Consider the following 26,432-nt stretch of genomic DNA (forward strand, 5'->3'; position numbering starts at 1 on the left):
TATGACTATGTGAGATTTTCATGTGGTAGAATATGGACGAACTCATGAATCAACTAATATTTGGGAGGGATTTGGTTGGGTAAATTAACAGGTATGCGAGGAGTATTTTTAAAATCACTCCTGGCATTGTCCATGGCTTTGCCGCTTCAGGTCGGATTATGGAACGGAGATGCATCGGTTCATGCGGAAGGACCGACAGACCCGGCACCGTTCATCCAGGCAAAGGTTGTGAACCAAAATGCAGGTAAAAAAGTATTGTTCGACAACTCTCACGGCCAAACGGCTGGAGCTGCAGACTGGGTCATTGATGGAGGTTTCTCCGACTTCGGGAATGCACTCGCGAATGATGGTTACTATGTCAAAGAACTTCGCAAGACAACTCCATTTACCTATGATGATCTGAAAGAGTATAACGTATTCGTTATTGCAGAGCCTCAAATTCCTTTCAAAACATCCGAACAAGCAGCACTGAAACAATATGTTGAAACGGGCGGTAGCATCTTCTTTGTTGGAGATCACTATAATGCAGACCGTAATAAAAACCGCTGGGATGGCTCTGAAGTCATCAACGGCTATCGTCGGGGAGCATTCGAAGATCCGGCCAAAGGTATGAGCACCGATGAGCGTAATTCTGAAGCGATGCAAAATGTAACCGGCTCGGACTGGTTGTCCGATAACTTTGGCGTACGATTCCGCTATAACGCACTTGGCGATATCAACGCCAATATCGTTGTACCGGCAGATCAAGCCTTCGGCATCACAGAAGGCGTATCGGCTGTAGCCATGCACGCCGGTTCAACACTTGCAATCACCGATCCGGAAAAGGCAAAAGGTATTGTGTACCTGCCAAAAACCAACGCAAAATGGAATAACGCGGTAGACCAAGGTGTCTACAACGGCGGCGGGATTGAAGAAGGTCCTTACGTGGCTGTATCCAAGCTGGGCGCAGGTAAAGCTGCCTTCATCGGTGACTCCTCTCCAGTAGAAGATGCATCACCAAAATACTTGCGTGAAGAGACAGGCACACGCAAAACAACTTATGACGGTTTTAAAGAAGCCGATGATGCCGTGTTGCTCGTGAACACCGTAAACTGGCTTGCTACACAAGAGAACTACACAAGCCTAACTGAAGTGAACGGACTTGAACTGGACACAGCTACAGCGCTGTTGCCATTCGAAGAGCCGGCTGCTTCCACAGAACCACAGGCTGAACCTTGGTCCGCACCTGCTGCCGGATATAAGTGGTACGATCGTTCCACGTTCAAGGCTGGTTCTTATGGTGGCCCTGCATCCAGTGCGAACGCTGCATACAGCTTCGTGAAACAGGATACTCTTCCAAATGCAGAAGACTTCCAGATTCGTGTAGTTGTGGAGAACATGGCTCCGAACACAACCGTATCCGGTTATAGTGCCGGTATCTATCTGACTGGCGGAACACAGGTCGCCATGATCCAGAATGAAAGTGGTACTTGGCCAACTTCGTACGGGTATAGCTCCACATTCAGTGTAACCTCGGACAGCCAAGGTCGCGGGATCAAAGATCTGAACGTCCGGATCAAACCAGGTACAACTGGCGCTGCCAGCTTGCGTCTGCGTCTGAATGGCAGCAACCTGATCACCAATGCCGTGACTGTTGGCAATGTGCCAGCAGAACAGCTTCCGGAAGAAGAAGGACCGATTCCAGCAGCGATCACCGTTGCTGAAGCACGCACCAAAGCTGCTGGCACTACCGTAACCATCGAAGGTGTTGTGACGACAGAGCCAGGTGCATTTGGTGGACAAGCCTTCTATCTTCAAGATGAAACTGCTGGAATCTACGTATTCCAGCATACTAGCGGCTTCCATGCAGGTGACAAGGTGAAAGTAACGGCAGCAACAACCATCTATAACAGCGAGTTCGAGCTTACCGATATCGTTGCGATTGAGAAAACAGGTACGGCTTCCGTACCTGCTCCAATCGAGGTTACTGCAATTACAGATGCGAACCAAGGTCAACTGGTTCAATTGAAAAATGTAACGATTGAGAATATCATCAGTGCTACACCAGTTGGATCTTTTGAATTCGACGCGGTAACAGCAGATGGAACGAGCACACACATCCGTGTAGACACCCGTACAGGTGTGACGGAGACTTCCTTCCCTTATGCTGCTGGTGACAAAATCGATATCACAGGCGTTTCCGCTATTTTCAAAGATGTATATCAATTGAAACCTAGAAGTTTGAATGATTTTGTACCTGCTGAAGAGCAAGGTGGCGGCGAAGTGCCTTCCACTCCAGCTGCAGGAGCACCGGGTAAACCGGTGCTTTCTTCTGATAATGGATATACCACTGGCCTGTTCGAAGGTTCGTACAACGTAAGCATGAACCTCTGGTGGGGTGAAAACGGTTCTGAGTACAAACTGTATGAGAACGGCGTTCTAATCGATACGCAGAAGTTGACTGCGGCTTCACCATCGGCTCAGTCCTCCAAAACCGCCATTACAGGCAAAGCCAACGGCACGTATACTTATGTAGCTGAGCTGACCAATGACAAAGGCACAACACGCAGTGACGTGCTGACGGTACAAGTAACCAATGCCGCTCCAGGCAAAGCTACGTTGTCCCAAAACAACTGGGATGGTGACGGCAACTATAACGTATCCATGAACCTCTGGTGGGGTACAAATGCAACCGAATACCGTCTCTATGAGAATGATGTATTAATTGATACACAAGCGTTGAACGCGGCAACACCAGCTTCCCAAAGTGCTACAACTGAATTGTCGGGTCGCGCTAACGGAACGTACACGTACCGTGCTGAGCTGATCAACGCTGCAGGCGTAACCAGCACCGAGACAATTACGGTTCAAGTGACTAAAGCATTGCCTTTGGCTAGTTAAGTCTCAGTAAAGAAGCCTAACGTTTAACCAAGCAACTAAAAAAAACCGAAACCAACATTGCCTGATTCACAGGGCAACATGGTTTCGGTTTTTTTTATTCATTTCAAACGTTCAGGCTCATAGCCATTTCTAACAAATAGAATGCTGTTCCATACAGCACAATAAACGGCCACGGCGATGACACTAATGACAAAAATCAAGTTCATCTGTGCAAACATATAACCACTTCCCGTGAAAATGATCAGGATTGCACTGAGCCCCATATTTTCTTTGTTATGTTTTTTAAACTTCTGAAAGATCATTCTGTACAGTAATAGGAGTACCATAAACCCAATCCATATATATTGAAATAATTCCATAGGTCACCTTCCTTTTGAAAACTCACTTCTTGTATTGGTATCTAGCAGGAGTAATAATTAATATCCTTAATTCCCTTTATATAGAAACCTATTAATATTACATGGATTTGGAAAATAATTCAATCATTCTTATAAATATTCTTGGAATCCTCTTATTCCTCAACGGTTAGCTGAGCAACAAGAACGCACCGTTGTTTATTTGCAGACACAAAAAAAGACTATCCCTGCCCATATTCCGGCACCGAATAGCCCTCTCTTCTTCCTCTATCAACTTATCTTAATTTATCATCTAGTATATTCGTAGCGCCACATTAACCCTTACACCAGCTTCTTACGAATATACCCCGAGATCAAGTCAATAATCGTGATCATCACGATAATACCCAGCAGGATTATACCTACTCGCGGCCAGTTCCGAGTACTTAACGCAAAGATCAGCGGTGTACCGATACCCCCTGCTCCAATTACACCCAGTATAGTCGCGGAACGTACATTGATCTCAAAACGATACAATGTATAGTTCAGGAAGCCAGGCATAACCTGTGGCAGGATGGCAAACCACAACTGCTGCATACGATTGGCTCCGGAGGCAAGTAGCGCCTCGGATGGGCCGTAGTCGATATTTTCAACTTCATCCGCGTACAATTTGCCTAACATGCCGATGGAGTGCAACCCAAGGGCGAGTACCCCTGCGAACGATCCGGGGCCTACTGCCTTGATGAACAACAAGGCCATGATAATCTCAGGGAACGTGCGAATAAAGCTGAGTACCATTTTGCCTGCACCCGAGATGGAACGATGCCCACTCATGTTACGGGCAGACCAGAAGGCAAACGGGATACAGAGCACGGCCGAGATTACAGTACCTAGTACGGAGATTGCCAACGTGTCTAGAAGTCCGCGCAGCAGGTCTTCTCCCTCAGGCAAATATACAAACTCCCAGTCCGGTGAGAAAATTCCGGCTACAATGGCTTTCATAATCTGATCGGCAGTTTCCTTGAAACCAGTAAACGGTACACCGGCAAGCGCCCAGACATACACAAGGATTAACAGTAACACAATGACCCAGCGTAGCGGGTTCTTCCGTGGTTTAGGCCGGATGCGGCTTATTTCATTTTTCATCATAGCAATTTCTCCCGCAGCTTAGTACTTACATAATCAATGACCAGAACGATGACGAGGGTAAACAGAATGATTACGCTGGTCTTGTCATACTCCAGGAATCCAAGTGTAGCCTCATAGTAAAGTCCAATCCCTCCGGCTCCCACCAGTCCCAGAATGGCAGCAGCACGTATATTAATTTCGAAGGCATACAGCACATAGGATGTGAACTGGGCAGCCAGTTGCGGCACCACGCCATATACAATGAGCTGAATCCGGTTCATACCAACAGCCGTCATCGCTTCCAGCGGCCCCTGATCAATGGTTTCCAGCGTCTCATACGTCAGCTTCGCGATCAGACCTATCGAGAACACAGCCAGTGCCAAGATTCCGGGGATTGGCCCCAAACCAAACACAGCAACGAACAAAGCAGCAAGCAACAGATCCGGCACGGTCCGAATCAGGTTCAACAGAAAGCGCGCCGGATAGTAGATCCAGCGACTTGGCATCAGGTTACCGGCACAGATAATCGAGACTGGAATTGCAATAATCGCACCAATGGTTGTCCCAATCAGGGCCATTCGAATCGTTTCAAGCATGCCTTGCACGATATTATCAAAGTAACTCCACCGGGGCGGGAACATCTCCTTCAGCAGATCCAGCATGTTGGGAAAACCTTCAAACAACTCCGTGAAGCTGGCATCCGTCTGCTTGGCACTGGCCCACAGAAGGAGCAGAATGATCACTAAGGTGAGCAAATGTTTCGTACGCCCAGGCGGTTTTGGGCGATTCACAACCTGAGCCGGGCTGGAACCTGGTTCCTTCCCCACTCCGCCTGAATTCTGAATTGGAACGTTGGACTGCCCCTTCATACCACAACTTCTCCCTGCTCATGCACAGCCTGCTTGTCCAACAATTCGTCAGCCAGAATCGGTCTGCCGTATATTTCTGCAAAGCGCTCATCCGTTGCCTCTTCCACCGGACCATCGAATACGACCTCGCCTGCTCGCAATCCGACAATACGGGTCGCATACTCTCTCGCCAGATCAATAAAGTGAAGATTGACGATGGTCGTAATCCCAAGGTCTTGATTGATGCGTTTCAGGTCATCCATGACCTGTTTTGTTGTAAGTGGGTCAAGTGAAGCAACCGGTTCGTCGGCCAGAATGATTTTTGCTTCCTGTGCCAATACACGGGCAATAGCCACACGCTGTTGTTGTCCACCAGACAACTGATCTGCACGGGAATAAGCTTTCTCCGAGATATTCACACGATCCAGCGCAGTGAATGCCAGCTCAATATCCTCTTTTGGAAAACGACCCATAATGGTACGCATGGTGGAATGGTATCCAACCCGTCCAGCGAGTACGTTACGTAGTACACTGGACCGTTTCACCAGATTGAAACTCTGGAAGATCATGCCGATGTCACGTCTGATCATACGCAGCCGTTTGCCTTGTGCCTTCGTGATGGAACTTCCGTTAATCAGAATCTCGCCCTCACTAATGTCGTGCAGTCGGTTAATGGAGCGTAAGAGCGTTGATTTACCTGCACCGGACAGACCCACAACAGCAATAAATTCACCCTGCTCAAATTTCAGATTAATATTATCCAGGCCCTTGGTGCCGTTAGCGTAAGTTTTGGTAACGTTATGAAGCTCAATCATGACAATATCCTTCTTTCATTCATAATGATCAACCATACATGAGTCCTTGCTATAATGGCACAAGCCAGCGCAGCGTAGATCACGCTGAACTGGCCTGTCCATTGCTACGATTAAGCTGTTCCCATCCAAGAAAGCTACAACAAAGTGAACAGATCCCGAACTACTTTTGGATCAGAATTATTCACCTTTCACTTTTTCGCCATACTGACGAACGATCTCAAACTTGCTATCATCGGACTCTACATAACCTTCATGCGTATAGATTTCTTTGATGATCTGGTGACCTTCAGTATCTTTACCGATATCGATGAAGGCTTGTTTGATCTTCGCAGTCCAATCTGCATTCATGTCTGTACGAACGGCAATGGTATCGTTAGGAATAGGCTCAGTGAACGCCAGTACTCGTGTATCTTCAAATACAGTCGGATAGTCTTTGGCTACCGTGTTGCGGGCATCTTGGAAAATAGCTGCTGCATCAACGTCACCGTTTAATACAGCGATAACACCTTGGTCATGACCTTTCAACGTTACAGGTGTTACATCTTTTAATGGATCAATGCCTCTGTCCAGCAACAGACCTGCTGGCCATACATAACCTGCGGAAGACGTTACGTTTTGGTAAGCGACTTTTTTACCTTTAAGATCTTCGATGGATTGAATCGGCGAATCTTTTTTTACAATGAACATGGATTTATAGGAATCCGCCAACTCTTCGGTTGGAGCACCTGTCTCATCATTTACACCGAAACGTTGTGCTTGCAAGATAACCTGCGCAGCGCCTTTTTCTTTAGCCAGTACATAAGCTGTCGGAGGCAAGAAACCTACGTCTACTTTGTTGGAAGCCATTGCTTCAATAATTGTGTTGTAGTCGGTGGATACGCTGACTTTTACCGGAATGCCCAGTTTGTCACCAAGCAACTTCTCCAGCGGTTTCGCTTTGGCTTCAAGCGTATCTGCGTTCTGGGAAGGAACAAATTGAACCGTCAGTTCAGTTGGCACATAACCTTCGACAGCTTTCTCTGTCTCTGCCGTAGACGTACCGGATGCATTCGAACTCGAATTATCCCCGTTAGCCGAACCTGTTGTACTACTGCTAGACCCACAAGCACTCAGAAACAGAACCAAAATCAACAATGGTAAAAATAAAGCAGACTTCTTCAAACGAACACCCTCCAAAGAGTTTCTATTTTTCAGTACTTATCTACTATAGTTGCCAAATATTAGCGCGATGTGAAACGAAATTTGGAGTTTTGTAAAGTTTCCTGTCAGGCTGTCAGCGCGACTTGTATCTGTTAGAATAGGCTCATTATGGTTGAAGATATAGGAAGAACATCGGAGATAACGGCGCATACTTCGGTTCTTCAAGCTATTCATTCTTCTCCGTTTTATAGTAATTCCATATATCTGAACTTATATATTAGAGGAGATTGTAAAATGACATCCACAAACCATACGGCAAGCTTCGATATTCTGTATACCAGTGATCTGCACGGGGCGATCCGTCCCATTCATTACAATACCAATGCCTACCGCCCGGCTGGGCTTGCCCTGCTGGCTTCCCTGATTCGTAAGGAACGTGAACGTTCACCTGAATTGATGCTGGTGGATAACGGGGATCTGCTACAAGGATCACCCTTGGCCTCCTATGCAGCTTCACAGGTTTCCAAAAACGAGGTACATCCATTCATAACGGTACTGAATGAACTCGGTTATGATGCTGCGGTGATGGGCAATCACGAGTTTAACTATGGTCAGAATCTGTTGCGCGGAGCAGTTGAAGCTTCCAATTTCCCTTGGCTGTCTGCCAATATTGTAAAAGATGAGCAACCAGGTATACCTGCCTTCGGTCCTCCGTATCTAATCAAAACCTTGTCTACGGGTGTTAAAATTGCCCTCTTGGGCGCAACTACGCACTACATACCGAACTGGGAGCACCCGAAAAATATTGAGGGTTTACAGTTCCTTGATGCCTTGGAGACGATTCGTGCATGGGTTAGCTATATCCATGAGCATGAACAACCAGATGTAATGGTTGTCAGTTATCACGGTGGATTTGAGAGTGATCTGGAGACAGGCGAGCCCACCGAACGGTTAGCTGGAGAAAATCAAGGCTATGCCATCTGCCGAGACATCGAAGGCATCGATGTGTTGCTTACTGGACATCAGCATCGTCAGCTTACCGCTAATATTCATGGTGTAACCGTCATTCAGCCGGGCTTCAGTGGAAATGGTGCGGGGCATGTATCCATTCAGTTGGAACAATCATCAGGTGGGAAATGGCAGATTACAGATAAGCAGGCTCGGTTGTTACTTCTGGATGAACATCATGAGGTTGAACCTGATGCAACCGTCATGAAACTGACGGAAGAGCTGGAAACTGAGGCACAAGCATGGCTTGATCAACCCATTGGCGAGGTGGCTGGGGATTTATCCATCACCAATGCTACGGCTCTGCGACTCAAGGCACATCCATTCATTGCTTTTGTACATCAAGTGCAGATGGAAGCGACTGGAGCGCAGCTCTCCAATACCGCCATGCTGAGTGAAGAAGCTCGCGGTTTCGGGAGTCACATCACCGTTCGGGACGTGTTATCCAACTTCATCTATCCTAATACTCTGACGGTGCTGGAGTTGAGTGGTCAGGATATCCGGGAGGCACTGGAACAAACGGCACGTTACTTTGAAGTGAATGCTTCTGGTGAGGTGGCAGTTAATCCGGCTTATATGGAACCCAAACCTCAACATTATAATTACGATATGTGGGCTGGCATGGAATACGAGCTAGATATCTCCCAACCTGTTGGCAGTCGAGTTGTGAAGTTGGAACATGAAGTTCAGCCAATGGACATGAATGGCATGTACTCTGTGGTGATGAACAGCTACCGCGCTGCTGGCGGCGGGGATTATGCAATGTATCCGGGCAAAAAGGTACTGCACGAAGGTGCCACGGACATGGCCGCACTGGTGGAAGATTACATCCGCAGACACCAGCCGTTAACGGTGGAGCAGGCTAATAACTGGAAAGTTATCGGAAGTTAAATGAGAAAGAGCAGGTCCTGTGATCAGGATCTGCTCTTTTGTTTTCAACCTATTGCTTACTTGTTCTTGTTGAATTATGCCGTCCTGTCACGTCCCGTTATCCGATATATTGAAGGATTAACTGATATAATGCTATTGAAAATCCTAAGATACTCGCTTTCATTTTAGATGGATGATATCTTTCGCTACGAATCAAATAAATGAAAACCAAAATAAACCCTGCCGGGATCCATAGTTCAAAGACACCATTTGTTGTACTTTGAGAATAAATTGGAGTAATGAACGTACTAATCAAAAAGTAAAAGAAAACCGTAAAACGTCTTGTTTCTAATTGCTTGCTCCACCTTACTAGAATGAAAATAATAATGATTGCGATAATCGTAATGTGTAAAGGGGGAAAAAGAAGAGCAGCATTCCCAAATTTAAATTCCATTCCGCATTGCCCTCCTCTCTTTTAATGCATCACATGACTGACTACAGGCATACGTGTATAAATTCATTTTCATGCTTCAAACCGCTGGCAACCTTCAAAAAACGGACCTATTCCAATATATCCTTATTTTAACATACAATCACAGTTCCGTTTTCCATTTTCCTTCAAGGGAATATGCAAAAAGAGCAGAAGTGAGGAGCACCGTGCCCTCATCCCTGCTCATTTTACATACCTACAAGTTTTCTAATACATGTCACATATTATCCATAATGTCTACTGCGCCTTTTTACGCAGCTGACTGTAATACAGCTCGCTGTAGAAACCGCCTTGTTCCAGCAATGCATCATGCGAGCCTTGCTCCAGTAGTTGCCCATCCTTCAGCACCAGAATCCGGTCGGCCTGACGGATCGTGTTCAGCCTGTGGGCAATAACAAAGCTGGTACGGCCTTGCATCAGGCGTTGCAGCCCTTCCTGGATTTTAATCTCCGTAACAGTATCAATACTGCTCGTCGCTTCGTCCAGTACGAGTATCGATGGATCTGCCAAGATTGCCCGGGCAATGGCGAGTAGTTGCTTCTGCCCCTGACTAATGCCGCTCCCGTCGGCCTGGAGCACTTTGTCGTATCCATCCTTCATTCGCACAATGAAGGAGTGGGCATTCGCCAGCCGAGAGGCTGCTTCCACCTCTTCATCCGTCGCGTCCAGACGGCCAAACCGAATATTTTCCCGAATCGTACCCTGAAACAAAAATGAATCCTGTAATACAAATGCCATATGTGACCGCAGATTCTCACGCCGAATGGTGGTCATATCGCGTCCATCTACCGTTAATGTGCCACCTGTTGGATCATAGAAACGGGATAACAGCTGAATTAATGTTGTTTTCCCCGCTCCGGTCGGACCCACAAGGGCAATCATCTCCCCCGGTTTGGCTTCAAAGCTGATCTCATGCAAAATGTTACGTCCTTCATCGTATCCAAAGGATACTTTGTCGAAACGAACGGCTCCCTCTACCTTGTCCAGAGATATCGCTGCACCTTCATCCTTCGCTTCCTCATCTTCGTCCAGCACCTCGAATACGCGCTCAGCCCCCGCAATCGCGGACAATAACGTATTCCACTGGTTTGCCAGATCATTCAGCGGACGGGTGAATTGACGGGCATATTCCACAAAGATAATAATCACCCCGACTGTAACCGAACCCTGAATCGCCAGTATACCACCGATGCCCGCCACAATCGCAAAGCTCAGGTTGTTCAATCCATTCATCAGTTTCGGGATAAAACCAGAGATCGTCTGTGCCCAGAAACCGGAAATCCGGATGCGGGTATTTCGTTCCTCAAAACCGCGAATGACTCGCTCCTCTTGGGAGAATGCCTTAATGATCCGCTGCCCGGATAATGTCTCTTCGATATAACCGTTAAGTTCACCCAGATTACGTTGCCGCTCCTTGAAGAGCGGCCCCGTTCTGCGCGTAATCCAACGCATACCGATGGCCATCAAAGGCACAACGATAAAGGTCAGCAGGGTCAGCAGCGGGCTGAGCCAGAGCATAACCCCAAACGTTCCGAGCAGCGTTAATACACTTGAAAAAATCTGGATCGCCGAGCTGTTCAACGTACCGCTGACATTCTCGATATCATTGGTCACCCGGCTCATAATCTCACCCTGCTGGCGTTTACCGAAGAATGGAATCGGCAGCTTGTGCAGATGGGAGAACAGATCATACCGCATGCGGAACACAGTTTCCTGTGCAATTTCGATCATCCATATATTTTGTAACCAAGACGTAAGAGAGAACAAAACGTACACTGCGGTTAATCCAATCAGAAACCGAGTCCAGCTTGCCCCGGCTTCCCCCGCGATGAAATCATCCACGGCCACCCCTACCATGTAAGGGCCAAGCAAAGCGAGTGCGGAACTGGCAAACACCATCAACAGTACCATGGACAGCTTAACCTTGCGACGTGCCAGATAGGTCCAGATACGACCTAGCGTACCTGACCAGTTCTTCGCCCGTGCCTTGGGTTTACGACCACCACCTGATCGTAACGTCTCCGGATCAATCGGAGGCGGTGGCTGACGGAAAGGCTCAATGAATGCTTTGAACATGCTGTGCACCCTCCCCGTATTGTGATTCATGAATTCGACGATACAGCTCTGACGACTCCATCAGGTCTTCATGTTTTCCTTGCCCAATGAGTTGTCCATCATCAAGCAGCAGAATAAGGTCCGCCGAAGTGGTTGAACTGATCTTCTGGGTGATGATAAACGTGGTACACGACAATTCCTCCAGCGCATCGAGTAGTCTGCCTTCTGTAGCTACATCCAGCGCACTTGTGCTATCGTCCAGAATCAGAATTCTTGGTCTGCGTACCAGTGCTCGTGCAATGGAAAGTCGCTGCTTCTGTCCACCGGAGAGATTCACTCCCCGTTGACCCAGCAATGTATCATAACCGTTTGGTAAATTCTCAATCGTTTCATGGATCTGCGCACGCTTTGCGGCTTCCACGATCTCATCCAAGGTAGCATCTTCCTGACCCCAGGCAATATTCTCCTGTATGGAACCGGTAAACAGGACAACCTCTTGAGGCACATAACCAATCGCACCACGCAGCATGGACAGATCCAGCTCTGATGCATCGGCACCATCAATCCGTACCTTTCCTTGATCCTCTGTGTATAAACGCGGAATAAGCTGTACCAGCGAAGATTTGCCTGAGCCTGTTGCTCCCATAATGGCAATACGCTCCCCCGCTTTTGCCGTAAATGTGATGTTATCCAGTACTGTAATTTCACTATTGGGATAACTGAAGCCTACACTGCGGAATTCAACCGCTCCCTGCACAGCGCGCTGTTTCTTCGCTGGGTATACAGATTGCGGAAAATGTGAAGATTTCATAGATCCAGCAGATGGTGCAGACGTTGATAACGACTTCGTCTGTTCAGTCTCCGACGTGTCCTCCGTATTAAACACTTCATTCAGTCGTTGCGCCGAAGCGCTTGCTCTGGAGAAGGTTACCAGAATCCATGACAACGCAGACATGGCACCAATTGTGCGAAGCAGGTAGTTAATGACGGCGACCACTTCACCCACGGTTGCATTACCGGAGGCAATGTCGACTCGTCCAAACCATAACACGGCGATGATACAAACGTTCATCATAAGCAGCATGAACGGCATCGTGGTCTCCGTCAAGCGCAGCGCGGAAATGGTGCCTTTCATCAGCTTGCCGCTGAATCCGGCAAAGCGTTCAATCTCATGGCCCATCCGTACGAAAACACGGATCAGCCGAATGCCTGTCAGATTCTCCTGGATGACTCCATTGACGGCATCCAGTCTGCGCTGCACATTGCGGAACAGCAGCGCTGCCTTTTTGATCATCCACACTACAACAATGAGCAGTACAGGCACCATGACAACCAGCAGCAGACCCAACCTCGGGTTCACGATCACTGCCATAATCATGCTACCAATCACCACCAGGGGCACACGCGTCATGAAGCGCAGACTCATGAAGACGGTGTCCTGAACCTGGGTCACATCCCCCGTTAATCGGGTAATCAGGGACGATGTCGCGAACCGGTTAAAGACGGCATAAGAGAACGTTTGCACTTTCTCATACAACTTCTCCCGCAGATCGTATCCAAACCCCAGACTTGCATGGGATGCAAAGAACGAACTCGCAATCCCGGCAGCAAAAGCCACAACAGCACTGCCGACCAGCACTCCACCCCATAACCAGACGACAGATAAGTCTCCCTGCTGAATCCCATTATCAATGATCTTGGAGATCAGATAAGGCTGAGCCAGCTCCACCGCAAGCTCAATTAACATCATGACCAGGGCTGCAATCGCGGCAACTCGGTACTTCTTCAAGTAGTACAACAGCTTGATCATAAGCATTCCTCCGGCTCGGAGCACCCTAAACCGATAACACGTTCCAGCTCAGAGCCTCCATTAGACATGTTGTTTTCTCCACAGCGTCCAATATGTAATCATTTCTATGTACACATATGGTTATTATAGCGTATTTTACAATGCCGCTTCTATTCTTATTACCCTACTTTTCCCAATACAATAAACTTCTCTTCATTTTGGCAGTAAAAAAAGGAAGGTCTCCCTTCCTCACACTAGTTAAGTGCTTACAGCTGACGTAGTTTTTCACTTAGATACTCCCGACGTTTCAGCACATATTCGCGAATTCTTTCCGGTTCACCTGCAAATACATCCATGGGCCATTTCATGTAAGGATCTTTGTTGACATCTTCACGAATCCCATTGTGCAATCGATGGACTAGAGGCATAATTCGCTTCTCTGTAAAAGCTTTCATCAGATGCTGCCGCATCAGCTTTTTATATTGTTGACGGAGACTGCGGAATGCCAGCAATCGTCCTGTAAGTCTGTTATACCCCTGAATACGAACAAGATTGGGGTCAACTCGTGTTCCATAACAGTTCCTCCCCCAAGTACCCTCATAATCCCAAGGCAGGATGCCATATTTTCCGCTTTTGATTTTCTCATACCATGTGTAATTCTGATGAAATCCGTCGAAATTCCCTGTAAGCACAGCTCCACTTAACCAGCGTAAATAATTGTCTGTATCCACCCTCGACTGTAAAAAACGAAACAATTCCAGTCTGGACTTTGTGTTCAACTGCTGAATAAAGTTACGTAGCCTTGTGCGATCCACATCTTTGCCACGAATTAAGCTGTATCCGGACAATAGATCGGTACTTGTTGAAGAGGAATCCGAATTCATCGTAAAACCAGCATGATCATTCACCGCATAGAAGATACTGCGCACAGGGATTTTCCTTTGGCGAAAAAAGTAGGATTTCACCCCTTCGATCCTCAGGTATACACCCAGAAGCTGCCCGTTCAGATAGAGTACGCAGTGTTGTGTAGACGGTGCGGGTACACGAATCGACTCAAAAAAACGAAAAGAAAGTGCATTACGCAACAACGAAGGATCATCATACTCCGCATTAAAATGATACGTCCGGCTGGATGTACGAATCTCAAATGATTTTTTGGGATAACCGCGTGTATGTCCTCCACGGTATCGAAGCCGGATCGGAAACGGCTTGCCGTCCATCTGCATCGTGCTGTTCACAAACGTCTCTGACCATATATTGGACGTTAACTGTTGATATTCGGTTGGAGACAAGCTGATATGGTAGACAGGTAGAGCCATTTCCATCCGCCTTTCGAATACCTGTAAGATTCGCCCGTAGGCTCTTACATCATCCTATGCAGATGCACAGAAAGTCGTACGGGCGAATGCACAGTCCTGATACTTATCACATCCAAATTCACTTGTCATAATGCGGAATAACCGAGTTATTAATCTATAAATTTACATCATTTTCATAGATTATAGCCGAAATGGTATAAATATAGTTAACTGGCTAGTCCCTCCAAGAAGCATGTCACATATGCTTAAACTACAGACAGACACGAATGACGAATGGAAGGGATCATAATTACATCCACCATTTCTGTCCATCTGAACTTATATCATGGAAGGGGTCAAACACAATGTCTATGAATGGTCAAGGAATAAGAGGTTTGTTGGGAAGAGAGATTAAGATTAACCGGGGAGGACCTGATTCAATACAAGGTACACTTACGGACGTACGCATGGACTACATGGCAATGAACTGCAAAGAAGGGATTGTCTACGTTAATGAATCACATGTCAAAAGCATAACAGATACAGGCCGTTCCGGTGGTAACCGAAATGCAACCATTGGGAACCCTATTCCTTCCAACACGTTTTTGGGCGTTATGCAAGCACTCCGCTTCCGCCATGTTCAGATTAACCGGGGAGGACCTGAAAAAGTGGAAGGCATCCTGGCCGATGCCAACCAGAACCAATTGATCATGACTTTGAAAAATCAGGAGATTGTTCGTATTCCGATGCAACATGTGAAATCTGTATCCCTCGTACGTGGTGGTGGGAACAACAACAACAACAATAGCAGTAATAATAAAAGTCAAGGAAACCAAGCAGCCCAAGGTAATCAGGCGGCTCAAGGCAACAAGTCGCGTGGCAATCGTTCTCAAGGGAACCAAGCAGCTCAAGGCAACCAAGCAGCTCAAGGCAACCAAGCTCAGGGGAATAAGTCCGGCGGCAACAAGTCGCGGAGCAGTCAAGGCAATCGTTCTCAGGGGCAACGAGTTCAAGGCAATCAATCCCAAGGCAATAAATCAGGTGGCAACAAGTCGCGAGGCAATCAAGGTTGCCAAGGTTGCCAAGGCAATCAATCCCGTGGCAACAAATCCGGCGGTAAAAAGAAGTAAATAAAATAAACTGACAACTTAAGTTATCTACCAGCTTAAAGGGGGGAATTATCATGTTGATCTTCGTTGCATTAGTCTTGATTGGTGTGCCTTTTTACTGGATCGTTACACCCGGAAGGCCCACTCCATCCCATGAACATCTGCTTCAGGCTTCGTCAGGACTTCTCCCCCTGGGAGGTGAATCACAGTAAATGCCTGACTACCAGTTGTGGTTAACCTTCGGGGTCTTTATCATCACTGTCATTTTCCTGATGTGGCGTCCTGGCGGATTGAATGAATCTATACCCACCTCGCTTGGCGCCCTTCTTCTTATTTTAACTGGAGTGAGCAGCTATGCTCACATTGTTGGAATCTTCGGGATCGTATCTGGTGCAGCCGTAACAATCCTCTCTACCATTGTCATGTCGATTATTTTAGATAGCATCGGTTTTTTTCGCTGGATCGCTTTGAATATGATTGAGAAAGCAAGAGGTTCCGGCTTTCGATTGTTCTGGCTAATTCTATTACTTTGTTTTCTCATGACCATCTTCTTCAACAATGATGGCAGTATTCTGATCACAACTCCGATAATTATTCGAATCTGTTCTATACTTCGTCTGAAAATGCATCAACAGTTACCCTACCTGATCTCCGGTGCGCTAATCGCTACGGCTTCCAGTGCGCCAATTGGACTTAGTAATCTGGCAAATCTGATTGCTTTGCAAATGGTTGGCTTAAATCTGAATACTTATACTCAGATGATGTTTGTGCCATCCATGCTTGCGATCATGGTGATGACCGTACTGCTGTTCTATTATTTTCGTAGAAGTATTCCCAAAGTTATTCATCATTTCCCTGTATCCCTGCAGTCTTCATCCGGTTCAGGATATCATCCGCTACAGACGGCTGAATCCGAGAATAAAGTAGACTGGTGGCTGTTCCGTGTCTGTATAGGCATCGTTGTATTTATCCGTGCAGGATATTTTCTAGCTGAGCAAGTTGGTATACCCATGGAGGTAGTTGCAATCACTGGTGTTATTCTCATGCTCGCTGTGCGTTGGTATCGCACCCGGACTGGACTCAAAGATGTGATAACACAAACGCCTTGGCATATTTTACTCTTCGCCTTCAGCATCTATGTTATTGTAGATAGTCTTCACCGAGCAGGCATGACCGCATGGATCATTCAGTGGATGAAACCGATAATAGAAGGAGGAAATGCCAGCATCATTGCTGTGTCGGGGTTAATGCTCACTCTGCTTTCCAATCTGTTCAACAATTTGCCCTCCGTGATGATTGGGACCTTTGCTGTTACAGACCTTCCACTAAGTGAATCCCAACTGCATCTTGCGTATCTTGCTAACATTCTGGGAAGTGATATCGGAGCCTTGCTGACGCCTATTGGCACCTTAGCAACGTTAATTTGGATGTATATATTAAAGACCCATCATATTCGAATCTCCTGGAAACAGTATATGAAAGTTACCTTTATTGTGATACCGATAAGTCTAATTGTTAGCCTAATTTCACTATATATTTGGACATCTATAATCTACTGAGAGGAGGTATACTGTGGAACTTCTTACGCATTGGCTGGGTAAATCCGTCGAATTAGAGCTGTCTGGCTGTAAACTACCGATCCAGGGTGAGATCATTGATGTAGGCCAGGATCTGATTGTAGTCTACGGAAACCAGCGATTTGTTTATATTCCACTTCATCATGTTCAATCCATGCATGTCAATACGGCAGATGATTCAAGTATAGTTTTGCCAACACCTGACCCCGAGATGGATCACACCAATATCTCTTACCGCAAAATGCTGATGAACGCCCGTGGACGTTTCAGTGAAATCTCCATCGGAGGGAAAACATTGCATGGTTATATTACAAATATTATGAATGACTACTTTATGTTCTACTCTCCGTTATACCATTCTATCTATGTTTCCATTAATCATCTGAAGTATATTATTCCTTCCCCTACTAACAGCACACCCTACTCCCTTAGTAAGCAACATTTCCCTATGCAACCTTCGTCCATGTCACTCTCCCGTACACTCGATCAGCAACTTCATAAAATGATAGGTGAACTTGTTGTACTCAACCTCGGTTGCAAGCCCTACAGAGCAGGGTTATTGAAGAGTGCAGACAGCCACTTGCTTGCGTTGGTAGAAGCGGATGGGACTTCTTTAATTATGCATACCGATCATATCCAAACCATTCATCTCCCTTGAATATCAGAAGAACAAAAAGGTTCATCTGCCTATGGCTGATGAACCTTTTTTTCACCTTTACATCCTACCATCTTCTGCGTCCACGATCACCCCTATTATGATCATTCAACTCACCAAGACGATCGTATGTCTCTTTATATATCCGAATCACGGCCTGAACTTTGATGAAATCAGCATCTTCCGGTCCAAGCCCCTCCATAAACATTCTCTGAATGATCTGTTGGAAGAATTGCACTCTGGCCTCAATCTGTTCTTGCTCAAGCTGTAATATGTCTTCGAAACTGTGGTTCCCTATGTAATCCATCAACTCATCATCAGGACTGGAATAATCTGCGTTTCTCCGATCTGCTACCCATTCATCCGGCTCATTGGACTGGAGGTTAACACTGGTGCGTAATTGGGATAAGATGATTTTCTCTTTAGCCAACATGACATGAAAATCTTTGTTACGGAGTAGCTCCGATACAATCAGACTGCACATTTCACGATTTTGGATCAGTATGCCGTCAAAAGGATGTAGTGTCCAATTCCCGTTCGCATAATACAGGTTAAAGTTAAAGAACTCACTGCCATATTTGTATTGAATATTAATCTTGGTCTCATCAATAATCTCAAATGAAAAGTCCAGCATGTTCAGCAAGCTCCTTTGCACAACCCCAGATTTTAGCTTTATTCTATCAAATAAATGAAACAAAGAGACGCACTCAGCGTCCCTCGTAGAAAATAAAACCATGTAGTGATGTCCATGCCATATGCAGGGAGTCTTAGCCTAATCCAGGAAAGATCCTAATGCACTGGAATCCGGTTTGTTTTTCTCCGGAATGGCAGCAGCCTTCGGCCCTTCCAGACCCAATCGATCGCTCATTTTGGCGTTAAGTGTTGTCATCTTGTTGGTATAGTCGTTACAGCTCTCGATGATCCGGCGATTGGACTGCTCGGACAGATCCAGCGCAGACATCAGATCACCCATTGCTTGATTGACCGCTTCAAGGGACATAGCCGGTTTGGACAACAGTTCATTTGTTTTCTCAGTCGTTGTCTTCAGCAATCTGGCGTTTTCCTTGAATTGATCTTCAATCGTCTTGTTCGTAGCTTCCACAGCGGAAATAACCTTCTCCTGATCATTAAGTGCCATCGCAATCATGGCCGAAACGGTGATCAGATTCGCTGTTTTATCAATGGCATTATTAACGGAATCAATCAGCTTGTCATTGTTATCATTAATGATGTCGGTAGCTGCAATCGCCTGATTGTACAGCATGATCATCTCTGTCATGGATTGGGTACGTGTTACCACTTTGCGCAACCCACGCTCCAGATGTGCTTTACGATTCTCGTTCTCAGGCTTGGCGATCTCGGTTTCGAACAATGCTTTCAATTGATTACCAAAAGAGATTTTGGTCTGCAGATTGTAGATCTCCTGAATGGAGGAACGTTTCAATTGGCGCATATTTACGATGCTTTCTTCCAGGTTGTCCTTGCCGTCCCGCAACCCGTTAATGATCGCATCAATGTTCGTGCGAACAGATTGATAACGGTATACATAGTTTTTCAGCGGGCTTTTACGTAACAACTTCCCGACAAAACTCACATTTTTACTCTGCTGCAAACTCTCACATTCATCACGGAGCTTCAGGATCATGTTGGATACCTCTACCCGGTTCCCGGACATCAATTCATTGACTGGGCGATCAAGCAACTTGAGAGTCTGTCCTGCTCTCTCTTGTGTTTTCACGCCCAACTTGCCGATATCATCCATTAAGGTATCCAGATGAGCCGGATCACTTTGGGACACTTTCTGAATAAGCTGTGTTGCTTCCTGGTTAATTCGTTGCTCATCTTCCTGCTTCAACTGAGCCCATTCCGTTGCCATGCCAATCCCTCCTATAATTCAGAGCTGTTATACCGTTGATGTATTAGTTCCGCTTTGTTCTGGAGCTCCATTAAGTCTTTATGTTCAATCGTTGATACAATATCCGATATCTTGGAATCCACGTCTCGAAGACCATTCAGCAGCATACGCCGATTGTTGCGTTTGGCTTCTCCACTTAAACGTAAAAATGGATTAATAAAACCGTTCAGGTCTTTCAAAATAAGTCTGCGCACCGTATGGTTGATATCTCCGTTATTTAGTTCCTGAAGGGAAGGAATCACACGCTGCAAACGGGCAAACAACGCCAATGATTTCTCCACGATCTCATTATCCAGCTCGTTCTTCTGACCTTCGGAGATGATCATATCCTCCAGAACTTCCAGGTATTCAATCACCGGATCAAATACAGGATCTGGTTCAGTCCGGGAAGGCTTCGCTTGTTCTGTGCTTGCATGCTGTGCGGGAGTGGAACTCGGTTGGGGCTCTGCCAGAGAAGCTTCTCGCGCCCCTGTTGGCACTGTGCTCGGTGCTTGTCCACCATTCAAGCGGGATGGTTCATTTCCGATATCTGTAATGGGTACAGGGGCTGATGACGAACCCTGGACCTGTGTACGTGGCGTGGAACGTGAAGGAATCAATCCTCCGACCACAGTTGCCAGTGCCGGAATTGCCCACGTGATGACATCCGGTAGAAAGGGACTCGTGATCGCCGCGATACCATAACCGACCAATGCGCCTATACCTATCTTCGTTTTCCGTAACATTACTTGTCCTCCTGCCTTAACAACACATATCCGTATTGTAAAAAAACCATCCAGAAGGTGTCAATGTTGAGGGAAATTCTCAGCTAGACGTGGTGTACTCCGCTTACCTTCTGAACGTCGATTATAAATGGCTGTTCGATATGACTTCCCAGTATGCCAAACTTCGGATGAAGTGGTCCAATATCATGGCCAAGTGCAGACTTGACCGCCAGATACGGGAAGTTCACGCCCGACAGACAAGACATGTGCAACCCACCCGACATACGCGGATTGATCTCCAGCAGCTTCGGTGTATCCTTGCGATATTTCATCTGTATATTAAAATTATAAGGAATCCGATATACTTCTGCCACATTGCGGGCAATCGCCAGCAATTCCTCGTTTTCTTCAAGCAAACGCAAACGTCCTCTTTCTTTTCTACGCGGAATGGCCGTTATAAGTTTCCCATTGCGATCCGAAAGACAATCAATGCTGTATTCATATCCTTCCAGTACCTCCATCACCATGACATTTTGAAAGGACGGAGCAGAAGAGAACGCACGCAGGGCATCTTCATATGAAATCGAGTTCAGCGCATACCCAAACAACTCCTGCAACGGATCACGCTCATTGTTGATCACCCGGAATCCCATACCGCCCTCACCATTACATGGTTTGAAGCATACATCATGTCCACGTGCACGCAGCGCCTCATAGGCATGCTGGAATTGTACAGCATTACTGACCGTGAAATAATCCGGAATCTCCATAATGCCTTTCTCACGCACCGATTCATAGAACCGGTCTTTCTCCATCAATTGTTCCAGCAATTCCGTGTCCGAGCATACGATAACCCGTGTACCGATCTCTTCGAACAGGGAGATATGTCTGCTGATGTCCAGCATGTTCCAGCGTGGAATAAACACATCAATCTGATGACGACGGCAAAAGTCGAGGCAAAAATCAACATATTCCCGGCCCGTTACACGCGGTTCAACTTCTGCAACATCACAGCCCTGTAATGCCATGTGTCCCGGATCAGGATGAGTACCGTAGATCTCAAATTCCATACCGTCCTCATTGTCCCGAATCGCATTCATATAATGATACGTTACAGAGAACCAACGGTTGAAGTAAATCTTCATTTTTTTCATTTATACGGTCTCCCTTATCTCGGCATGGTCTATCTGGGTCTGTTGATCGTTATGAATACGGTGAACGTAATCGAGAATCTCATCTGCTGCAAAAGCACCGAATTGTTCCGTAAATTGATACGGTACCTGCTCAGGTACACGCTGTCTCTCCACATGTAACTCTCCGTGAGACGGAGCAATGGCGTAGTGCGCAAAGTCTAGCAAACAACGATCCAGCAAGGAATCACCCGAAGCAATCACAGGCACATCGCCAATGCGTTGCCTAACATGCTCCACTGCAGCTCGTTTGTTCACGGCCGAAGGCACCAGATAGAGCTTCCGCCCCTGAATCGAACTCTCCCATCCCAGCGTCTCTAACACCCGAATCTTTTCCGCAATATGCTCCATTGGAAGCTTGTCACGTTCGATTAGCAATGCAAAGAACAGCTCATCACACAATCGCTGATTAATTACCCACTCCGGGCTCAGCACATCGTCAAATAAATTCAGGATCTCTTCGGGAGTAGCTGCCTGCTGACGAAGCAAAGAACGAATATGCAGATTCCATTCATCGTCTACCTGACCGTCAACAATGATGTTGCCACCATTACTCGTCACCGCATATTTCGGAATACATTCGCTCTGAAAAATGTGAATGCGCCGATACTGCTCAACTGTACGTGTAGTCACAGGCATGAATACAATGTCTTGTGGCAAAGACTGCAACCGCTCCAGTGCATATGCTGACATAAAAGCGGACAACTTGCCGTTAATCCACTCTGCGGGAACAAGTCCCGGTGTATCTTCGGGAATACGGAGCGCACGACGGGAGTACACCAGCGTCTGGTCCAGATCACTTGCGTAGATCATCATTCTCCTCCACCTCCCAGGGATTGAATAATGCCGCAACAGGAATAGGTTAGTCCCGGATATACCTCAACCGGCACATTTCTGTCTCTGGCGAGCATCATGATATGTTGCAAATCCGGATTATCAAGTCGATCGACAAGAATTTTCCAGGGGACCCGACGCAATAACACCCGGGTTGTTTCTCCGATTCCAGGTTTGATCAGATTAATGTTCGCAATGCCAAAGGATTGCTGGATGGACTCGATATCCTGCCAACCTTTCCAGGTGATTTCCGAAGTACCAGTAGCATGGTCATCCGAGCGAATCTCCGCTTGGTTCATCATCTGCGGAAAATGCTGAGCGATGGTATCCACGTAGTGGGTCGACACATCCGCAGAGGACCATTCACGATACCATTTGGCTCCGTGAAAATCTGCCGGCCCAATCAGATCATCGCGAAGTACTGTACGGCTCACGAGTCCCGATACCGTTGAATTCAGACAAGCGCTAGGAATAAGATAATCTTCCCTTGTCCCAAAAGTTCCTGAACATTGCCCCGGATCAGCCAATACAGCAAGATCATCATCAAGACTTACGCCATAAGTCCGTTCCATTTGGTCACAGGACTCTTTCAGCACTTTGCGAATAGCCCCTTTGCCTGTCCAACCGTCTACAAACTGAATAGCTGTTTCCAGACCATGCTGCTGTAAAATATATAAAATTGCGTTCTCGTCCATACCCTTGCCACGAATAATCGAAATGCTATAATGCGGAATCGTCACCTTGTATTTCAATTCAATATAACGTTTGATCAGGATGCCCACAGGTGTTCCGGCTCGAGCCAGAGATACCAGCACCAGATTCAGTCCCCTGCGCTCTACAATCTTCTCAGCCACAATGGCGGTATGACGTGCGATTCTTGCAGCGGATTGTTCCAGCGTCTGATGGAACAGCTCGATGTATTCTGCTGTAGGCTGATATTCCACAGGCAGCATCTCCGAATAATGAACCCCGGATTGGATCGCATGCTCCCGTTCACCCGTTCCCTTTTCCAGATCCACATGGCTGATATCCTTCAGTAGGAAAACAACGTCCGATGCAGCATAACTGCCCATCGGTTCGGGAGACGGAATCTCACGTTGTCTGATTAGCTCCAGTGTAGTTAAGTTCATTGCTCGTTGTCCCCTGTCTTCTCTGGCAAGCCGCAATATACGATATGAATGTATCCGCATCCCAACTGCCCCAGTACCTTCAACATCGGTTCCATTCGTTCTTCGGACATCTGTCTCTCCAGCAGAACAAAAATCTCATCATATTGTCCTGGAGCGATGTTATAGATAAAGTTTCGAACAGATGCGTCTTCCGGTGAGGCATATCCGGCACCACTACGAACAGCATATGCTGGAGCCGGATGTGTATGGATTGGACTGCGGGTAGTCGATTGATACAACACGCCTTCTCCCATCTCGGCAGCAACACGCATTGGAATGTACATGAACTCCCCTGTTCCCATCACCAAAGTCCGTTCTCCCGTACGCTGCGTCCGAAGCCGTTCTGCAATCCGACTAATCTCCTGGCGCAATTCGCCATTATGACGGGATTGCATACCAAACCTGCCCGTATGCTGGACATAGCTCGCTGTGCTGCGTTTACCTTCACCATCCTCCGAAGTGGCATGTAGCTGTTCGAAGTCATCGGCAACGGTAGAAGTCTGAAGCGTTACGGCAGGATGAAATAGCTGCTCATCTTGCTGTGTTGGTTCCAACTGTGGAGTACCCACTACTTCAATGCGACCCTTCAACAGGCTTAACGGTGTAATGGTAATCCCCAGTTCAGCTTCCAGTTCGGCAAACCGAAGTTCGTCCGCTTCCGTACGCCAGTCCAACAGTGAAGCAATCACATATCGCTTCCGGGGGTATCTGGCCTGAATATCCCGAATGATATTCAACGTCGTTTTGCCCGTCGTAATCTCGTCGTCCACCAGAACAATCGGACCCTCTCCTGCAAAGGCTTCATGATCCAACGCATAACAACGATGAGCCATCGCATGGGAATGTTCTTCTTCAAATTGAATATCTGGATGCATCGCTGGAACATATTCGCGAGTGGTGTGAATATAGGAAGCTTGATCAGCAAACATCTCGTACATGCTGTGACCCAACGCTGTAGCGGTCTCGGCAAAACCAACAAAACGAATCGTTTCCGGCAAACTCAAGCTTTCTTGCAACAGCATGTTGTACACTTGCCGGGCTTGTTGGGGATCAATCAGCCCCTCGACCATTTCCCGTTTCCACTCGGTGATCTGAACTTTCGTCTCTTCCGTCTTTTCAGTCAGGTGCTCATATAACAGAACAGCCAATGCCGCGCCACTCAGAAGCGAGGTATACGGGTTAACCGGGATGTGCTTGCCCAGCAGTTTGCTTACAAACAGAAATGAACGTTTCTTATTGATGCGTGCAGCCATGGAAAATAGAGATTCTAGTGGAAGTTGCAGCGGGTTATGTGTAACCTGAACGTTCAGACTGAATTGATCAAGAATTGGGAACGTAGTTATGTTGTTGTTCGTGCTTGGGCAAGAGCCCGACAAAATGCTGCTGTTCATGTAACACCCCATATATTTGTGATCGGATTAGAATTCGATTCGCCCAGCTCAAGTGTGGTTTAATCTCATTCATTTTGTTATAGTAATTACTTTTGAACACACCCAGGCTACCGTCATTACGGGCGATGATGTCTTGGGCATCGGAATATTCCTCATGTGTAACAACGTACATCGCTTGTACGGGCTTAATATGAGAAGGATGAATGATCGTTTTGCCTACAATTCCATTTTCCTTGTCCATCATGACTTCACGCATCAATCCATCCATTGTGTTCGTAATATATTTCATTCTCAGATGCAGCCCTGACTTGCCAAGGGTTTCTTCGAATGGAGTCTGTCGTAATTGAGGTTTGAACACGCGCTCCCGCTGACTGAAATATTCCCAGACAGGACCTGAGATCACATACGGCTTGTCCATCCGTCCAAACAGATTGATAATATCCGAGATACAGTCACGGATCGTGGCGATATCGTATATGGTCAATTCCGGGCTTCGGCGTAGTCCAAAAAGGCTGGAGAAATCGGTCGCACCAATTCGTACATTGAGCACATATTCAACATTTTCATCGAGGATGTTTCGAAGGCCCAGTAAGGTCTCCCAACGTGTCTCCCGATATATAATTGAAGCAGTCTCCAATATGGGCATACCATAGAGAACGGGATAATGTTCCGGTTTCTGTTGATTATACTTGCGGATCTGGTCAAAATAGGCTCTTCCATTGCCCACGCAAAACTTGGGCAAAGCCACGCCTGTCAGCATGGACACCAGTTCTCCCAACGTATCAATGAGACGTTCCAACTGTTGTGGTGAACGTACACGAGCAAACAGAAGAGGCATTTGATCCTGACTCAGCATGCCTGTCTCCATATAAGTCATCAGTTGAGTTAGATGCTGTACCAGACACTGCTCGGCAAACTCTACTTGGTCGTCACCCACAGCGTCCTCCAGATCAATAATAATAGTCGTCAGACCTTCATGTTTACCATTCATAATGTCGTCCGCGATATGTGTGCGCGTCGCGGGCATATATAGAGCAGCCCCAACAGCATATGCCAGTAGATCTTTGGAAGTCCGGTGATTGAACGAGACGGGTGAAGAGAAAAATAAAGTATCTTCTTCTTCCAGACTCAAAAAGTTAAAATATTTCAGGGGTGTCTCCTCCTCGCACCTTTGGCAATAGCCAATCTGCAATAGTTGATTCCAGCTGTCGGGGCATAAAAACCAATCCCTC

23 protein-coding genes are annotated in these 26,432 nt (G+C 46.8%); 6 read left to right on the forward strand and 17 right to left on the reverse strand.

Going from position 1 to position 26,432, the window contains the following annotated elements:
* Positions 1–93: 93 nt before the first annotated feature.
* Positions 94–2,880, forward strand: coding sequence for a DUF5689 domain-containing protein (locus MKY28_RS20660; protein WP_445670930.1), 2,787 nt, complete (start codon positions 94–96; stop codon positions 2,878–2,880).
* A gap of 98 nt (positions 2,881–2,978) precedes the next feature.
* On the opposite strand, the gene MKY28_RS20665 is transcribed toward MKY28_RS20660, so the two are convergent.
* The 5 genes from MKY28_RS20665 to MKY28_RS20685 all read right to left on the reverse strand — a co-directional run bounded on the left by MKY28_RS20665 (position 2,979) and on the right by MKY28_RS20685 (position 7,182).
* Positions 2,979–3,239 (reverse strand): hypothetical protein, encoded by a 261-nt coding sequence (locus tag MKY28_RS20665; RefSeq protein WP_340936844.1) that lies wholly within the window; start codon positions 3,237–3,239, stop codon positions 2,979–2,981.
* A gap of 318 nt (positions 3,240–3,557) precedes the next feature.
* A complete protein-coding gene (phnE, locus tag MKY28_RS20670; protein WP_340936845.1) occupies positions 3,558–4,364 on the reverse strand; it encodes a phosphonate ABC transporter, permease protein PhnE in 807 nt (268 codons plus the stop codon).
* Positions 4,361–5,212, reverse strand: a complete 852-nt coding sequence (gene phnE / locus MKY28_RS20675; protein ID WP_340389254.1) for a phosphonate ABC transporter, permease protein PhnE — start codon at positions 5,210–5,212, stop codon at positions 4,361–4,363. The genes phnE (MKY28_RS20670) and phnE (MKY28_RS20675) overlap by 4 nt, the downstream gene beginning before the upstream one ends.
* The gene (phnC, locus tag MKY28_RS20680; RefSeq protein WP_036606306.1) at positions 5,209–6,006 is read right to left on the reverse strand and encodes a phosphonate ABC transporter ATP-binding protein; all 798 of its coding nucleotides are present in this window, start codon (positions 6,004–6,006) and stop codon (positions 5,209–5,211) included. Before phnC ends, phnE (MKY28_RS20675) begins: the two co-directional genes overlap by 4 nt.
* Positions 6,007–6,183: 177 nt before the next feature.
* Positions 6,184–7,182 carry a phosphate/phosphite/phosphonate ABC transporter substrate-binding protein gene (locus MKY28_RS20685; RefSeq protein WP_373865020.1) on the reverse strand — a complete coding sequence of 333 codons (999 nt, stop codon included), beginning with the start codon at positions 7,180–7,182 and terminating at the stop codon, positions 6,184–6,186.
* A gap of 258 nt (positions 7,183–7,440) precedes the next feature.
* On the opposite strand from MKY28_RS20685, the gene MKY28_RS20690 reads away from it, so the two are divergent.
* Positions 7,441–9,045 (forward strand): bifunctional metallophosphatase/5'-nucleotidase, encoded by a 1,605-nt coding sequence (locus MKY28_RS20690; protein WP_340936847.1) that lies wholly within the window; start codon positions 7,441–7,443, stop codon positions 9,043–9,045.
* A 97-nt stretch (positions 9,046–9,142) separates the two neighbouring features.
* Here the strand turns inward: MKY28_RS20690 and MKY28_RS20695 are convergent, their stop codons facing one another.
* The 4 genes from MKY28_RS20695 to MKY28_RS20710 all read right to left on the reverse strand — a co-directional run bounded on the left by MKY28_RS20695 (position 9,143) and on the right by MKY28_RS20710 (position 14,677).
* Positions 9,143–9,478, reverse strand: a complete 336-nt coding sequence (locus tag MKY28_RS20695) for a hypothetical protein (RefSeq protein WP_340936848.1) — start codon at positions 9,476–9,478, stop codon at positions 9,143–9,145.
* Between the two features lie 273 nt (positions 9,479–9,751).
* Positions 9,752–11,590: an ABC transporter ATP-binding protein gene (locus MKY28_RS20700; RefSeq protein ID WP_074093724.1), complete on the reverse strand. Its 1,839-nt coding sequence runs from the start codon at positions 11,588–11,590 to the stop codon at positions 9,752–9,754.
* Complete coding sequence (locus MKY28_RS20705) at positions 11,571–13,379, reverse strand: ABC transporter ATP-binding protein (RefSeq protein ID WP_340936850.1); 1,809 nt, start codon at positions 13,377–13,379, stop codon at positions 11,571–11,573. Before MKY28_RS20705 ends, MKY28_RS20700 begins: the two co-directional genes overlap by 20 nt.
* A gap of 245 nt (positions 13,380–13,624) precedes the next feature.
* Positions 13,625–14,677: a CotH kinase family protein gene (locus MKY28_RS20710; RefSeq protein ID WP_340936851.1), complete on the reverse strand. Its 1,053-nt coding sequence runs from the start codon at positions 14,675–14,677 to the stop codon at positions 13,625–13,627.
* Between the two features lie 344 nt (positions 14,678–15,021).
* Between MKY28_RS20710 and MKY28_RS20715 the strand changes: the two genes are divergently transcribed.
* From MKY28_RS20715 to MKY28_RS20730, 4 genes are read left to right on the forward strand one after another with little or no spacing between them, the layout of a single operon-like run.
* Positions 15,022–15,786, forward strand: a complete 765-nt coding sequence (locus tag MKY28_RS20715) for a hypothetical protein (RefSeq protein WP_340936852.1) — start codon at positions 15,022–15,024, stop codon at positions 15,784–15,786.
* 53 nt (positions 15,787–15,839) lie between these two features.
* The gene (locus tag MKY28_RS20720; protein WP_155985018.1) at positions 15,840–15,977 is read left to right on the forward strand and encodes a hypothetical protein; all 138 of its coding nucleotides are present in this window, start codon (positions 15,840–15,842) and stop codon (positions 15,975–15,977) included.
* Entirely contained in the window at positions 15,978–17,324 is a 1,347-nt protein-coding gene (locus MKY28_RS20725) for an arsenic transporter (RefSeq protein ID WP_340936853.1), read from the forward strand.
* A 13-nt stretch (positions 17,325–17,337) separates the two neighbouring features.
* Positions 17,338–18,000 (forward strand): DUF2642 domain-containing protein, encoded by a 663-nt coding sequence (locus tag MKY28_RS20730; RefSeq protein WP_127547311.1) that lies wholly within the window; start codon positions 17,338–17,340, stop codon positions 17,998–18,000.
* 64 nt (positions 18,001–18,064) lie between these two features.
* Here the strand turns inward: MKY28_RS20730 and MKY28_RS20735 are convergent, their stop codons facing one another.
* The 8 genes from MKY28_RS20735 to MKY28_RS20770 all read right to left on the reverse strand — a co-directional run bounded on the left by MKY28_RS20735 (position 18,065) and on the right by MKY28_RS20770 (position 26,332).
* A complete protein-coding gene (locus MKY28_RS20735; RefSeq protein WP_340936854.1) occupies positions 18,065–18,631 on the reverse strand; it encodes a hypothetical protein in 567 nt (188 codons plus the stop codon).
* Positions 18,632–18,769: 138 nt separating this feature from the next.
* Positions 18,770–19,873 (reverse strand): toxic anion resistance protein, encoded by a 1,104-nt coding sequence (locus MKY28_RS20740; protein WP_340936855.1) that lies wholly within the window; start codon positions 19,871–19,873, stop codon positions 18,770–18,772.
* Positions 19,874–19,884: 11 nt separating this feature from the next.
* Positions 19,885–20,637 (reverse strand): hypothetical protein, encoded by a 753-nt coding sequence (locus MKY28_RS20745; protein WP_340936856.1) that lies wholly within the window; start codon positions 20,635–20,637, stop codon positions 19,885–19,887.
* Positions 20,638–20,720: 83 nt separating this feature from the next.
* Positions 20,721–21,770: an ATP-grasp domain-containing protein gene (locus MKY28_RS20750; protein ID WP_340936857.1), complete on the reverse strand. Its 1,050-nt coding sequence runs from the start codon at positions 21,768–21,770 to the stop codon at positions 20,721–20,723.
* Positions 21,771–22,619, reverse strand: coding sequence for a hydrolase (locus MKY28_RS20755; RefSeq protein ID WP_340907626.1), 849 nt, complete (start codon positions 22,617–22,619; stop codon positions 21,771–21,773). It abuts the gene before it with no gap.
* Positions 22,619–23,770: a cysteine protease StiP family protein gene (locus MKY28_RS20760; RefSeq protein ID WP_340936858.1), complete on the reverse strand. Its 1,152-nt coding sequence runs from the start codon at positions 23,768–23,770 to the stop codon at positions 22,619–22,621. The genes MKY28_RS20755 and MKY28_RS20760 overlap by 1 nt, the downstream gene beginning before the upstream one ends.
* Positions 23,767–25,200 (reverse strand): phosphoribosyltransferase family protein, encoded by a 1,434-nt coding sequence (locus MKY28_RS20765; protein WP_340936859.1) that lies wholly within the window; start codon positions 25,198–25,200, stop codon positions 23,767–23,769. Before MKY28_RS20765 ends, MKY28_RS20760 begins: the two co-directional genes overlap by 4 nt.
* Positions 25,130–26,332 carry an HpcH/HpaI aldolase/citrate lyase family protein gene (locus tag MKY28_RS20770; RefSeq protein WP_340936860.1) on the reverse strand — a complete coding sequence of 401 codons (1,203 nt, stop codon included), beginning with the start codon at positions 26,330–26,332 and terminating at the stop codon, positions 25,130–25,132. Before MKY28_RS20770 ends, MKY28_RS20765 begins: the two co-directional genes overlap by 71 nt.
* Positions 26,333–26,432 lie beyond the last annotated feature (100 nt).

Source organism: Paenibacillus sp. FSL R5-0473 (assembly GCF_038004565.1).
In the GTDB taxonomy this organism is placed as follows: Bacteria; Bacillota; Bacilli; order Paenibacillales; family Paenibacillaceae; genus Paenibacillus; species Paenibacillus amylolyticus.